The sequence below is a fragment of the Sphingobacterium kyonggiense genome, assembly GCF_039536825.1.
Lineage (GTDB): Bacteria > Bacteroidota > Bacteroidia > Sphingobacteriales > Sphingobacteriaceae > Sphingobacterium > Sphingobacterium kyonggiense.
This window is the reverse complement of sequence record NZ_BAAAZI010000006.1, coordinates 209,866-224,278: the sequence shown is the minus strand read 5'-3', so window position 1 is coordinate 224,278 and position 14,413 is coordinate 209,866. Positions and strand designations below refer to the sequence as shown.

The following is a 14,413-nucleotide window of genomic DNA, read 5'->3' as shown; positions in this document are numbered from 1 at the left end:
AATCGTAAGCTAAAAATAAATGGAAATATCCTCCTTAGAACAAAGGAGGATATTTTTTTGGATTGCTATCAGACATAATCTGATATGCAGCTTCTACAACATCATCGACTGCTGGTTTAGTGAAATAATCACCATCTGAACCATAAGGAGGACGATGTGCTTTTGCTGATAATGTTTTAGGTTTGGAATCTAAGAAGTAATATCCTCCTTGTTTTTCCAATATTTCATGTGTTAAATATGAAGAAGCTCCTCCTGGGAAGTCCTCATCCACTACTAATAGACGATTTGTTTTCTGCAAGGATAATGCACTGATTTGATCCCTGTCAAAAGGCTGTAAACACTGGGCATCTATAATTTCAATAGAAATACCTACTTTTTCCAATTCTAAGGCAGCCTCTTGAACTATACGCAAGGTAGAGCCATAAGACACAACTGTAACATCAGATCCCTCACGTAGTAATTCTGCCTTTCCAATAGGAACGGTGAATTCAGCAACGTTATTAGGCATTTTCTCTTTTAAACGATAGCCATTCAAACATTCAATCACTAAGGCAGGTTCATCACCTTGCAATAAGGTATTATACATTCCTGCTGCCTGTGTCATGTTTCGAGGAACACAAATATGTACACCTCTTAATCCACCTAATAAAACGGACATCGGCGAACCTGAGTGCCAAATACCTTCAAGTCGGTGTCCACGCGTACGCACAATTAAAGGCGCCTTCTGTTGCCCTTTTGTTCGGTAGCTTAAGCTAGCTAAATCATCACTTAAAACCGGGAAAGCATAAATCAAATAATCTAAATATTGGATTTCCGCAATTGGTCTAAACCCTCTTACAGCTAAGCCTATTCCCTTACCTATGATAGCAGTCTCGCGAATACCTGTATCAAATATACGTTCAACACCAAATTCTTCTTGTAGACCAGCAAATCCTTGGTTTACATCGCCTATCTTTCCAACATCTTCACCAAATGCTAATAATCGAGCATCCTTATGAAAGTTTTCTCGAAAACATGCATTCAAAACTTCACGACCATCAACTATGGCTGCATCTTGATCGTATTCTGCAGAAACCTCTTGAACACGTAATGGCGAATATTTAGAGTCGGTAAATAACTTATCGTTGAATCTGGAATGATTAATTTCCTTACTGCCTTTATACCATTCCAATAAGGCTTCCTTCCCTTCAACTTCTATCCCTCGAAGCTCGCGGATCACCCGACGAACATTCACATAAACTTCCTTTAAAGAAAGTTCGGTCATGGAGAGTAAAGTCTTTAAAGGGATTTCCACAGCATGGTGGTTTATTCCTTTCAGAAGTTCTATGGCTTCTGACAAGTCAACTTGTAATGTCTTTTTATAATCTACCCATGCACGTTTCTGTTCTTGACGAACGAGATCTTTTGCATCGGATTCTATTTCGTTTAATTCCTCTTCTTCAGCAATTCCTGATTCTAATAACCAAGTACGCATTCTTGCATTACAATCAAAATCGTTTTCCCAAGTTAATCGTTCTGCTGTTTTATAACGTTCATGCGAACCAGATGAGGAGTGCCCTTGAGGCTGTGTCATTTCATACACATGCACAATACAAGGTTTACCTTCATTTCGCGCATAATCAGCGGCTTTTTCATACACCTCACAAAGGCCGGCATAATCCCATCCTTTTACCTTAAAAATCTGGTAGCCATTGCCCTTCTCATCCTCTTGAAAACCTCTAAGAACGGAAGAAATATCACCTTTTGTAGTTTGCACTTCGTTTGGCACAGAAATGCCATAACCATCATCCCAAATGGAAATCACCACAGGAATTTGTTTTACACCTGCAGCATTCACAACTTCCCAAAACACGCCTTCAGAAGTCGATGCATTACCAATGGTACAAAACACGACCTCTTTCCCCTCTTTAGTGAACTTTTCACGATGAGAAAGACCAGGATGTTCTTTATATAATTTGGATGCTAAACCCAGCCCTAAAATACGAGCCATTTGCCCACCAGTAGTGGAAACATCAGAAAAGGAGTTCACCTGCGCATTCTGATCTAGCCATTCCCCATCTTCATCTAATAAGCGCGTAGAAAAATGAGCAACCATTTGGCGTCCTCCAGAAGAAGTATCAGCTTCAAGATCAGGATTGGAATATAATTGCGAAAAGAAATGATAAATTGAACTAATACCCAAAGAAAAGGCTAGCGTCTGATCACGGTAGTAACCTGAGCGCCAATCGCCAGGCTTAAAAACCTTAGCTAAAGCAATTTGTGCCAGCTCCTTACCATCTCCGAAAATACCGAATTTAGCTTTCCCCGTTAGCACTTCCTTTCTTCCTAACAAACTTACAAATCGGCTTTCAACGGCTAGTTTATAATCGTCTATGAGTACCTGGCGGAATTCCTCATAACTAATTTTTTCTGAGTTAAATTGCACTGGTCTTGTCGTGTTTAAATCTGACATTAAAGTGTTTCCTTTTTTAACAAAAGTAATAAAATAAACCTGTATATCTTAATTCTGCCAAATCTTTAGCAAGTAAATTTGAATTAAACACTTAACATTAGCAATTATTCACTACTTTTAGCCGTATTTTGAAATTCATATGAGTAATATTCATTTTTTTGATGCAAGCAGTGGTGCAGAGCCATTAGGAGATTTAGAGAAGACCATTGCGATCAACAATTTATTGAGCATTCCCTTAGAAGAACGCGATTCCCAGTGGATAGCTGATTTTATTACGCAGATATCTGAAGCAAACCTTGCTGTAGCTGAGCCTGAAATTATCATGAGTAATGATGGTTTCCCCTATTTCAATTTACGAAATGTTGCAAACGGAGAAAATTTCCAAGCTTTCGTTATCAAAAGCAAATTGCCTTTAATATTAAAAAACGGATTTGGTGTTGCTATAAACACCCAAAAAGAACAACCGGATTGGATGTTTACTTATGGTGATTTATTAAACCTAGAGCTAAATGGGGAATTTTATACAGACGAACATTTTTTCTCCAAAAACACGGACGATTTCGCTATCGGTAGCCAAGAGGAGATCCTTACTGGCCAACCTTCGGAAACAATTCTTCCTGCTTTTGTGAGACAACATATGCGTGACTTTCTACAATTTTCAGGGGTACACAACCCACTAATCATGCTAATTGCTAGAAATTACACCGATGAAGAAAAAGTAAGTCAAGACCTGGTACTCAACTTGACTCCTAAGAACTTTGCAAATGAAAAGGAGTATCGTCACGCTATGAATACCATTTCTTGGTTTTTACCAAGACATTACTCCTTAGTGGGTATGGATGAAAATGCTATTGAAAACGGTTTCCAACCTTTATAAATCATCCGAAGAATTTAAAATTATTATTTAGGAATTGGAAAGGGTAATATTATCCTTTCCAATTCCTAATAAAACTATAAAATAAAAGTATGTTTCTATTTAATGTCCGTGTATATGGAATCTTAATAAATGAACATGGAGAGGTTTTAATTAGTGATGAGCGAACTGAAAATGTTTCATTCACCAAGTTTCCTGGCGGAGGTCTAGAGTATGGTGAAGGTCTAATAGATGCTCTTAAAAGAGAATTTATGGAAGAGACTGGAATGGAAATCGAAGTTCTTCAACATATTTATACAACGGATTTTTATGAGAAATCGAGTTTTAATGAAAGCCAGATAATTTCTATTTACTATCTTGTGCGGAATTTAACACAAATCAATCTTAATATCCGTTCAATTTGTTTTGATTTTACAGAAAAATCTATTGAAGGTAAGTTACAGGCATTTCGCTTAATTCCAATAAAAAAACTTCAAGAAAAGGAGCTTACCTTTAAAACCGACAAAGTTGCGTGGGTTGAATTTTTAAAAATAGCTGACAAAATTCAATTATAATATAAATGTTGCAACTTTTATTTGATTTTATAATAAAAGGTTTTTACTTTTACATTAGGTCTTGGAAATAAGATGAAAATTCATCGCCAAGATCTATGTTTTGAAAACACCTAGTTCTATAGGGTTTTATTAATAGTTAGTGTGATTTTAAGGCGATACTCCCCGTATCGCCTTATTTTTTTCTTATACACAAACAATCTTCTTTTCAAAAATTCAAAAAATTACTCCACAAATACACACATAAAACAAGACCTCAGATTAATAGTTCTTGTTACAATACGAACTATTAATCTGAGGTCTTCACCTGTTTTAATTAAAACGCTTCTTATGTGAATAAATAAGCTAACAATATGACGATAGCCCCTCCGATGATGATGATCCATTTATTGACATCAGCACCATGAGCACCCTCCTGACTCTTATACTTATAATCTCTTTTAAATTTATCTAAATCCATTTTCTCCTCCTTCTTATATTATATAGATGCAAATATCATACAATTTACATAAAATTATTCATGATGATAAGGTTCTCCCCGCATAATCGTAAATGCTCTATATAATTGCTCCACAAAGAACATCCTGATCATTTGATGAGAAAAAGTCATTCGTGACAAGGAGAGCTTATAATTAGCTCTTGAATAAACCTCTTCTGAGAAGCCGTAAGGCCCTCCGACGAATAATACAAGGTTAGACACCCCATTGACCATTTGCTTCTCTAGAAAGCCTGAAAACTCCATTGAACTTAACTCTTTCCCACGCTCATCTAGTAAAATAACGTAATCTTGATTACTTATGTTTTTAAGTAACAGTTGCCCTTCTTTTTCCTTTTGCTGTTCCTGACTTAAATTCTTAACGTTTTTAATATCTGGAATCACCAATAGCTGAAAAGTACAATAATGTTTCAGACGCTTTGTATAAACTTCGATTCCATCAAGAATATGTTTATCATCTGTTTTACCGATACAGACTAAAGTGATTTTCATTTAATTGCAGAGTTAAGCAGCAAAATTAATAAAAATGGTCAATTGCGCTTGATTAGTCACAAAAAAAGCCCTTGGCAAGAACCAAGGGCAATTAATTTATAAACAATTTTTATTTCTTTGCAGCGATAGTTACGTCGAAATTGATTTGTTTAGAGATCAAATCATCTTCTTTTCCAGTGTAGTTCACACCCCATTCAGCACGTTCGATATTGAAGTTTGCAGTAGCTTTGATTGCTGCTTCAGTAGCTTCAACTACTTTCGCGTCGAAAGTAATGTTTTTGCTGATTCCTTTGATAACTAGGTTTCCAGAAACCACAACATCTTGATCAGTTGCACCTGGCTTAACCTCAGTAACAGTAAATGATGCTTCAGGATTTTTATCTACTGCGAAGAAATCGTCAGCTTTTAAGTGGCCATCCAATTTCTCTTTGTATTCACCTTCTAAATCAGTTGAGCTGATTGAAGTCATATCAAGTACAAAGTTTCCACCAGTTAATTTTCCATTATCTACGTTTAATGAACCAGATTTGAAATTTACTGTTCCAGTGTGAGCACCAGTTACTTTAGTTCCTTTCCAAACTAATTTAGAAGCAGCAGTATCTAAGCTGTACGACGATCCAACAACTTCAGCTGTAGTTGCTACTGAATCCTTCGTTTCTGCTTTTTTACCTTCTGGGTTTCCAGCACATGATGCTAGAACGATTGCCGCGATGGCTGATAGTAATGTGATTTTTTTCATTTTTATATGTTTGAACATTTATTATATTGACACAAAAATAGGGTTGCCAAATTGCATTGACAACCCTACATTATTTTTTTAACAATATGCAGACATTTCTTTAAAGTTTAATGCCCTAAAGGTTGTGCTTCAATTCTACGGATATCTGCACCTAAAGCTTTTAATCTTTCTTCAATATGTTGATATCCACGCTCGATTTGCTCAATGTTATAAATTACAGACTTTCCTTGTGCTGATAGCGCAGCAATCAATAATGAAACCCCTGCACGGATATCAGGAGAGGTCATCTCAATTCCACGCAGTTTATTTTGTTTATTCAAGCCTATTACGGTTGCACGGTGTGGATCACATAAAATGATTTGAGCACCCATATCAATTAATTTATCCACGAAGAATAAGCGGCTCTCAAACATTTTTTGGTGAATCAACACATTTCCTTTCGCCTGAATGGCAGTAACTAAAACAATACTTAATAAGTCAGGCGTAAATCCTGGCCATGGAGAATCAGAAATTGTTAAGATGGACCCATCAATAAAAGTATCAATCTCATAATTTTCCTGTGCAGGGATAAAAATATCATCACCACGCAATTCAAATTTAATTCCTAAACGAGAAAATACTGTTGGAATAATCCCCAACTCATTGAAACAAACATTTTTAATGGTAATTTCAGAACCAGTCATGGCTGCCAAACCAATGAAAGAGCCAATCTCAATCATATCAGGCAGCATGCGGTGTTCTGTACCTCCAAGACGTTCAACACCTTCGATCGTTAGTAGATTCGAACCAATACCACTAATTTTAGCTCCCATACGGTTCAACATCTTACAAAGTTGTTGTAAATAAGGCTCACAAGCAGCATTATAAATCGTCGTGGTTCCTTTTGCCAAAACCGCAGCCATTACAATATTTGCTGTTCCAGTAACTGAAGCCTCATCCAACAATAAATAAGTGCCTTTTAGTTGCGTAGCATCTACATTGAAGAAATGGTTTTCAGCATCATAAACAAACTTAGCTCCTAGTTTCTCAAAGCCTAAAAAGTGTGTGTCCAATCTTCTTCGACCAATTTTATCACCACCTGGTTTTGGAATTGCCGCTTTCCCGAAACGAGCCAATAAAGGACCTACAATCATAATGGACCCGCGTAATCCTCCACCTTGACGTTTGAATTCCTCCGACTGGAAATAATCAATATTGATATTTTTCGCCTCGAATTCATATGTATCTTCATTAAGACGATTTACTGTTACACCTAAGGCAGCTAATAAATCGATCAGCTTATTGACATCTTTAATGTTTGGAACATTACTGATAGTCATTTTTTCTTCTGTCAATAATACTGCAGATAGAATTTGCAATGCTTCATTCTTTGCTCCTTGAGGGACAATCTCCCCTTTTAGTGGTTTACCACCATGTATTTCAAATGCGTTCATATTCTGTTTAGCGTCACTTGTAAACCAAAAAGAAGGGCTGTTCAACAGCTCTTCTTCTTGGTATTCCGTATTGTTTATAGAAGATTTACTTCGTGTAATGAATCAAGATTTTTAAACGGTAATCCACTAGCAAATTCAACTCCAAAAGAGTAAATTGTTCTGCAGAACACCCCACTAATCATCAATTATTTTTGATAATTATTCTTTCTATTCATGTTATTGTTATTCATGGGCCTTTTACCAGAAGGTGATTTCTTATGGTTGTTATTATTGTTGTTGTTATTGTTTTTCTTTTGCCCTGAATACGATTGATTGCTGCTGCTTGAACCACCCGGGTTGTTGCTCTTAATGCGGTTCCCCGGAGGAGGAGTTTTGAAATCAACCTTAGTTAGTGTAGTATCTGCAGGCAATCTAAGTTCACCACCTGACAATGCTGTTAGGTCACTTAAAATCTGCTCATCAGAAACTGAATCCTTATTCCAGGTCATATATGCCATCTTCATAAAATTGGCAATTCCCAAAGTCATTTTTGCTTTAGCCTCATCATTTGGAATTGCTTTCGCTTTACGAATCATCTCCTCTACGGTATATCCATAATGTTTAAACCGAATCTGGTGATTAGGGTAATTTAATATTTCAGGTTTGTGATGAACATTTTCCTTTGTTGGAATAGGATATGGCGAGTCGACATCAATCTTAAAATCAGAAATAATATACAGGTGATCCCATAGTTTATGTTTAAAATCCGAAACATCACGAAGATGAGGATTTAAAACACCCATCATATCAATAACCACTTGTGCCAGGCGATTGCGCTCGTCCCTATCGGTCAGCGTACAGATATAATCCACCATATTTTGCACATTCCTACCATATTCTGCTAGGATTAATTTAGGTCGTGTACTGTTGTAGTCAAAAATCATATATTTTTAGATTTGCCTAGGTGGCAATTTATTTTTGTTTTATTTGGGATTACTCCACAATTCTCAATTTAGCAAATTTAAGCAACAATTGCTTCTGTCCCAACTCTTTGAAGAAAATAGTTGCTTTAATATCTCCTTTATTGCCTTCTAGGTTAATTACCTTGCCAAATCCGAACCTTTCATGCTCAACTTCCATGCCTACTTGTAAGCCCGACGTGTCTGATGGGGCAAATCCTGCAGTCGGCACGTGAGCTTTAGGTAAAATCGATGTTGTTTTCATCGGTTTTGGCTTTGGTTTAGAGAAAGTATCACCTGATTCCTTGCGTTGCCAAGCTACACGCTCTGAACCAAAATCCTCATTCCCAGATGGGGTTGACCGAGGTTTGAAGTCCAAATCCAAACAAGCTGGATTCAATTCATCTAAGAATCTGCTAGGTTCGCAATTATTCAAAGTACCCCAGCGATATCTCGATGTCGCATAAGACAAATGTAACTTTTTCTCGGCACGTGTCACTGCAACATAGAACAATCTACGCTCCTCCTCCAATTCTGACCTGGAATTTAAAGATAACTGGGAAGGGAATAAATTCTCCTCCAGCCCAACAATAAACACGACAGGGAATTCCAAACCCTTCGATGCGTGAATTGTCATTAAAGATACCGTATCTGCATTAGGATCTTTGTCATTATCATCATTCGTTAACAATGCGATGTCTTGCATAAAGACATCTAATCCTTTTTCTTCCAAGTCTTCTCTTTCCGAAAACTCTTTGATACCATTTAATAGCTCTTGTATATTCTCATAGCGTGCTAACCCTTCTACCGATTTATCTTCGTAAAGATCTTTCAGAATTCCTGAATGCTGCGCAATATACATCGCGGTATCAAATGCGGTATTGGTTTTAGCCATTGCTTGAAAACCTTGTACCATGATACCGAAATTAGTCACCGAACCAGCACTGCGGCCATCTAGGAACATCTGCGCATTAGCAACAACATCCCATAATCGCAATTGATTCTGATCGGCAGCTACCATAATCCGGTCAACAGTCGTATCTCCAATTCCTCGACGTGGATAATTAATCACCCGTTTTAAAGCTTCTTCGTCATTCGGATTGAAAGTTAATCTGAAATAAGCAATTAAGTCTTTGATTTCCTTTCTTTGGTAGAAGGATGTACCCCCATAAAGCTTATAGGGAACACCTAATTTACGTAAAGCCTCCTCTAATGATCTCGATTGGGCATTCGTACGATATAAGATCGCAAAATCTTTATAATTCAATCCCTTTAAGGACTTTTCTTGTATAATGGCCTCAGCGGTAATCTTTCCTTCTTCATTGTCAGAGAATGCACGGCTAACCTTAATTTTTTCGCCATCCTCATTGTCCGAAAAGACATTTTTCTCCAGCTGGTTTTTGTTATTCGCAATAATGCTATTCGCAGCATTTACGATCATTTTAGTCGATCGATAATTCTGCTCCAATTTATAGATTTTCACATCTGGATAGTCCTTCTGGAAGTTCAGAATATTCTGAATATTGGCTCCGCGAAAAGCATAAATACTCTGCGCATCATCACCCACTACACAAATGTTTTCATTCACCGCAGCTAATCGTTTTACGATTAGGTACTGTGAAAAGTTAGTATCCTGGTACTCATCTACCATCAAGTATTTAAACTGATGTTGATACTTGTAAAGCACCTCTGGATATTTATTTAACAAAACATTGGTCTTGAACAATAAATCATCAAAATCCATTGCACCTGCTCGATAACAACGTTGGGCATAGGTTAAATAGATCTGTCCTAATTGTCCTCTCCCATTCGAATTATCTTCAGCTAGGATAGCTTCATTTTTATTGTATTCTTGTGGTGATATCAAGTTGTTCTTTGCAGAAGAAATCCTTCCATATACATGATTCACGTTATATAGTTTATCATCCAGCTCCATTTCTTTCAAGATTGTACGCAATAAACTTTTTGTATCATCTGTATCGTATATGGTGAAGTTCTTTGGATAGCCGATCAATTCTGCTTCCACGCGTAAAATACGAGCAAAAATGGAGTGAAAAGTACCCATCCAAATATTCTTGGCTTCAGATCCTACTACTTTCATAATACGCTCGCGCATTTCCTTTGCTGCCTTATTGGTAAAAGTCAAAACCAATATATTGAATGGATCTACACCCTTCTGTATCAAGTGTGCCACACGGTAGGTAATAACACGTGTCTTTCCTGATCCCGCACCAGCAACAATCATTACTGGACCCTCAGTCCGCTCTGCCGCTGCGCGTTGGGATGGATTCAATCCTGCTAAAAAATCCAAAATCTCTCCTAATTTTAATTATGTAATGCCTCTATTATTGGGGAGACCAAAAATAATAAAAATAGCAGTAGGAGACAACAGCTAATAGGCAGCATGCTTATATTGAAATCACCTTTCTGCCCCTATCATACTCTATGCAATATTATTTATTTAAATAATGTCAATCCATTAACATTTCTTTTAAGTTTTGCTTAGTTTTAAGTGAATCAAATGGACTAAACCTATGAAATCTTTGCGTTTTATATTCTTAATTCCCCTAACATACCTCCTGTTATCATGCAGTATTAAACAAAATGTACCTAGCACTTTTGTTGACCTCTCATCCTATATTCCACAATTGGTGATTGATCTACGTTATTTTGGACAGCATAATTTTATAGGTAGACCTATTAAAGGGTATGATCGAGAGAAATTATATGCCAGCAAAGAGGCTGCTTTCGCCCTTTTACAGGCGCAAAATGAACTTCTTAAAGAAGGTTTGGGATTTAAGGTTTTCGATGCATACCGTCCTCAGCGTGCAGTAGATCATTTTCAATCGTGGGCAAAAGATATTGCCGACACATTAAATAAAGCTGAATTTTATCCTGATGTTGATAAAAGAGATTTATTTAAATTGGGATATATCGCAGCGAAATCTGGTCATAGCCGTGGAAGCACTATCGACCTTACCATCATTAACCTAAAAAGTAAAGAAGAATTGGATATGGGTAGTAACTTCGATTACTTTGGAGAGATCTCACATCATAATTATCCAAGTATCAGCACACAACAGAAAGCTAATCGGAAGAAACTAAAAAACATTATGGAGAAACATGGTTTTAAGGCTATTGATGAAGAATGGTGGCATTATACGCTTAAAAACGAACCTTTTAAAGACAACTACTTCGACTTTCCTATACAATAATCGCCTTACTTTGCTAAAAGCAATTCGCTAAAATCCCACTTTGGTATAGTAATTGAAGCTCTGGTATTAACACAAATTGTTAATTAAAATAACCTCCTATGAACTCAAAATTAATTCCTTTAGTGGGATTAGCCTTATTATTAGGCGCATCCTGTACAAACAACACCGAAAACAAGGACAATTCTACGAGTGACAATGACACAGTTGTCGTCTCTACGCAGCCCGATACGGTAATTGTTCAAGAAACGGTAAAAGAAGAAACAGCTCCTCAAATTACGTCCATCGCTAGCAAACAAGTTGACGAAGGAACACTTGCTGTTACTAAGGCTCATGTCGTAGGCAGCATTCTAAGTATTGACCTGGTGATTCAAAATCCAGAGAAAAAACTTGCTGATATCAATATTCCAGGCAGCGATATCTATTACATCGATGACGCCACAGCTAAGAAAAACAGCATCCTAAAAGACGATGCTGGAAAATTAATGCTCAGCCCTGTAAATTCTTTTGGTGATCGACTTCGAGTGACGGGAGATGATAATCCTATTCTGATGAACTTAAAATTTGCTGCTCCTCCTGCAGATAGCAAAACAATCAGTTTATCGATTGGAAAATATGGAAGCTTTGATGGCATGCCAATAACGAGATAAGGATGATAAGATTCCATCATTTCGACTTTGCCTTATCCAGTTTGTTATTCTTGAGCTGCCAATCTGGAATTAAGGAAAAGCCAATCCAGGATTCGGCTTCAGGCACGCATATACAGGTTGAAGAAAAACAGCCAACAGGACCAGACACGTTACGTACTACGAGTTCAACTGTAAGCACGGAGTCAGGAAACCTTACATCTGAAGGAAGCTCATTAACTGCTGAACAAAGCGGACTAAATGTGGATATTCAACTCGCAGCTGATCAACTCTTCGACTTCGATAAAGCAACCCTTAAACCAGAAGCGGAAACAGCACTTCAACATGCTGCTGAAGAATTGCAAAAAGCCGGTAAAGAACGAGTAGAAATAACAGGACATACTGACTCCAAAGGAAATGATGACTACAATCTTAAGTTATCTCAAAAGCGTGCTGAAGCGGTCAGAGACTGGTTTGTTGCCTACGGTTTGAAAAACGACATTTATGCTGTAGGAAAGGGTGAAAAGGAACCCATAGCTGAGAATAGCCTAGCAAATGGCCAAGATAACCCCGAAGGACGAGCTAAAAACCGCAGAGTTGAGGTGAAATACCTAGGGTCTTCCAGTATATCTAAATGAGACGATGAGTGAGATTGGAGACCGCTACGCTATTAGATAGGAGACATGAGATAGTATATCTTCAAATAAAAAATAAGTCTATCTAAAAATCTAGTGTGGGTTGAATATTAATCAAACTCGATATTTCAATAATCAAAAAAGCGTATCAATTTAAACTTGATACGCTTTTTTTTATCGTAAATAACTAAGATTATAAACCTTAATTACTATCCTTTCTGTCGGTGTCTAAAATCTGGTGTCTGATATCTGGTGTCTGATATCTATTGTCTATCGTCTATTTTCCATCCCCCCTAATATCTCATATCTCACATCTCCCCCCTAAAACGGCGCATCATCCGGCATATCGTTCATTCTGGAAGGCATGGTAATACCACCGCCGAAATCTCCAAAGTTGCTGGATGGCTGCATTGCTGAAGGCGCTCCGAAATCATTCATTCCACCGCTGTCCCCTCCCATTCCGGAAAAGTCATCTTCAAGATCGACGAATTTCACATATTTACCCACGAAACGTAGAGGAACAATACCTGTTTCACCATTACGGTGTTTAGAAATGATGACCTCCCCGACTCCAACGGTTGAACGTCCTTCCTCATCTTCCAGCAATCCGTAGTACTCTGGACGATACAGGAACAATACCATATCCGCATCCTGCTCAATAGAACCCGATTCACGTAAATCGGATAACATTGGTCTCTTCGAGTTTCCAGGACGTGACTCCACCGCACGACTCAACTGTGACAAGGCCAATACTGGAATATTCAACTCCTTAGCAACTGATTTCAAGGCACGAGAAATACTACCGATCTCTTGCTCACGGTTTCCTCCACCCTTTCCATCCGATTTACCATGCATCAACTGCAAGTAATCGACAATTACCATTTGTATATCGTATTGTGCTTTTAAACGTCTACATTTCGCACGGAATTCAAATACGTTCAATGCTGGTGTATCATCAATAATCAATGGCGCTTCAGTTAATCGTCCAATCCTAGAGTGCAATTGTTGCCATTCATGATCCGCAAGATTTCCTTTCTTAAGCTTTTCCTGCTCAATTTCTGTCTCTCCAGCAATCAAACGATTCACTAACTGTACCGAGGACATCTCTAGTGAGAACACAGCAACAGCACGTTGGTGATCTACAGCTGCATTACGAGCCACAGATAATACGAATGCCGTCTTACCCATTGCAGGACGAGCCGCAATAATAACCAAATCCGAAGGCTGCCAACCTGAGGTCATCCGGTCTAATGCCGTAAGACCCGATGGGATACCTGTTAATCCGTCGGTACGATCGCGTAAAGACTCTAAATTGGTTATAGCCTCACGCATAATATCATCCATCTTACGTGAATCACGTCGTAAATTGTTCTGCGCAATATCAAATAAGGATTTCTCCGCATGATCCAACAAATCGAAGATATCACTCGTCTCATCATAAGAAGCATTGATAATCTCGGTCGACACTTGAATCAATTCTCGTTGAATATATTTCTGCGAAATAATACGCGCATGGTATTCAATATTTGCTGCTGAAACCACACGGTCTGTTAATTGCGTAATGTAATAAGCACCACCTACCATTTCCAATGCCCCCATACCACGAAGCTCTGCAATAACAGTTAAGATATCGATTGGTGAGGTTTTTTGAAACAGGTTATAGATGGCCTGAAAAATCTTTTGATGCGCCTCTTTATAGAATGACTCTGGCTTTAGAATGTCAATAACTTCACTTAAGGCATTCTTTTCCAGCATCAAGGCTCCCAACACAGCTTCTTCTAAATCCAAAGCTTGAGGAGGGATCTTACCCAAACCACTAATCAGATTGCTCACACCTGTCCGCTTCTGCTTGAAATTTGGACGATTGGTCTGACCTGACTGGTTACTTGTGAATTCGTTTTCTGACATCTCAATTTTATTTTATTACGGCTTGATCATTAAGTTTTCAATGATAGGGTAACAAAT

The 14,413-nt window shown here is 37.8% G+C and carries 13 protein-coding genes; 5 read left to right on the top strand and 8 right to left on the bottom strand.

The features are described 5' to 3' along the window. Window positions 1-34 precede the first annotated feature (34 nt). Window positions 35-2,452 (bottom strand): alpha-ketoacid dehydrogenase subunit alpha/beta, encoded by a 2,418-nt coding sequence (locus ABD676_RS05820; RefSeq protein ID WP_344673653.1) that lies wholly within the window; start codon window positions 2,450-2,452, stop codon window positions 35-37. Window positions 2,453-2,591: 139 nt separating this feature from the next. Here ABD676_RS05820 and ABD676_RS05815 point away from each other — a divergent pair, with 139 nt between their 5' ends. Both ABD676_RS05815 and ABD676_RS05810 read left to right on the top strand, forming a co-directional pair. Then, window positions 2,592-3,329, top strand: coding sequence for a hypothetical protein (locus ABD676_RS05815; protein WP_344673652.1), 738 nt, complete (start codon window positions 2,592-2,594; stop codon window positions 3,327-3,329). Between the two features lie 89 nt (window positions 3,330-3,418). Further along, window positions 3,419-3,880, top strand: a complete 462-nt coding sequence (locus ABD676_RS05810) for an NUDIX hydrolase (RefSeq protein ID WP_344673651.1) — start codon at window positions 3,419-3,421, stop codon at window positions 3,878-3,880. Between the two features lie 325 nt (window positions 3,881-4,205). Here ABD676_RS05810 and ABD676_RS05805 read toward each other — a convergent pair whose 3' ends face one another. The 6 genes from ABD676_RS05805 to ABD676_RS05780 form a co-directional block, all read right to left on the bottom strand. After that, window positions 4,206-4,337: a hypothetical protein gene (locus ABD676_RS05805; RefSeq protein ID WP_344673650.1), complete on the bottom strand. Its 132-nt coding sequence runs from the start codon at window positions 4,335-4,337 to the stop codon at window positions 4,206-4,208. A 54-nt stretch (window positions 4,338-4,391) separates the two neighbouring features. Continuing rightward, window positions 4,392-4,865, bottom strand: coding sequence for a 23S rRNA (pseudouridine(1915)-N(3))-methyltransferase RlmH (gene rlmH / locus ABD676_RS05800; protein WP_344673649.1), 474 nt, complete (start codon window positions 4,863-4,865; stop codon window positions 4,392-4,394). Window positions 4,866-4,974: 109 nt separating this feature from the next. Next, the gene (locus ABD676_RS05795) at window positions 4,975-5,604 is read right to left on the bottom strand and encodes a YceI family protein (RefSeq protein ID WP_344673648.1); all 630 of its coding nucleotides are present in this window, start codon (window positions 5,602-5,604) and stop codon (window positions 4,975-4,977) included. A gap of 107 nt (window positions 5,605-5,711) precedes the next feature. Beyond that, window positions 5,712-7,037, bottom strand: coding sequence for a UDP-N-acetylglucosamine 1-carboxyvinyltransferase (gene murA / locus ABD676_RS05790; protein ID WP_344673647.1), 1,326 nt, complete (start codon window positions 7,035-7,037; stop codon window positions 5,712-5,714). 185 nt (window positions 7,038-7,222) lie between these two features. Further along, a complete protein-coding gene (locus ABD676_RS05785; protein ID WP_344673646.1) occupies window positions 7,223-7,960 on the bottom strand; it encodes a DUF4290 domain-containing protein in 738 nt (245 codons plus the stop codon). A gap of 49 nt (window positions 7,961-8,009) precedes the next feature. Beyond that, complete coding sequence (locus ABD676_RS05780; protein WP_344673645.1) at window positions 8,010-10,286, bottom strand: ATP-dependent helicase; 2,277 nt, start codon at window positions 10,284-10,286, stop codon at window positions 8,010-8,012. Window positions 10,287-10,509: 223 nt separating this feature from the next. Here ABD676_RS05780 and ABD676_RS05775 point away from each other — a divergent pair, with 223 nt between their 5' ends. The 3 genes from ABD676_RS05775 (at window position 10,510) to ABD676_RS05765 (ending at window position 12,451) form a co-directional block, all read left to right on the top strand. After that, window positions 10,510-11,190 (top strand): M15 family metallopeptidase, encoded by a 681-nt coding sequence (locus ABD676_RS05775; protein WP_344673644.1) that lies wholly within the window; start codon window positions 10,510-10,512, stop codon window positions 11,188-11,190. Between the two features lie 98 nt (window positions 11,191-11,288). After that, complete coding sequence (locus ABD676_RS05770; RefSeq protein WP_344673643.1) at window positions 11,289-11,837, top strand: hypothetical protein; 549 nt, start codon at window positions 11,289-11,291, stop codon at window positions 11,835-11,837. A 2-nt stretch (window positions 11,838-11,839) separates the two neighbouring features. Next, on the top strand, window positions 11,840-12,451 hold the full coding sequence (locus tag ABD676_RS05765) for an OmpA family protein (RefSeq protein ID WP_344673642.1): 612 nt from the start codon (window positions 11,840-11,842) through the stop codon (window positions 12,449-12,451). A 318-nt stretch (window positions 12,452-12,769) separates the two neighbouring features. Here ABD676_RS05765 and dnaB read toward each other — a convergent pair whose 3' ends face one another. Continuing rightward, window positions 12,770-14,356 (bottom strand): replicative DNA helicase, encoded by a 1,587-nt coding sequence (gene dnaB, locus ABD676_RS05760; RefSeq protein ID WP_344673641.1) that lies wholly within the window; start codon window positions 14,354-14,356, stop codon window positions 12,770-12,772. Window positions 14,357-14,413: the final 57 nt, after the last annotated feature.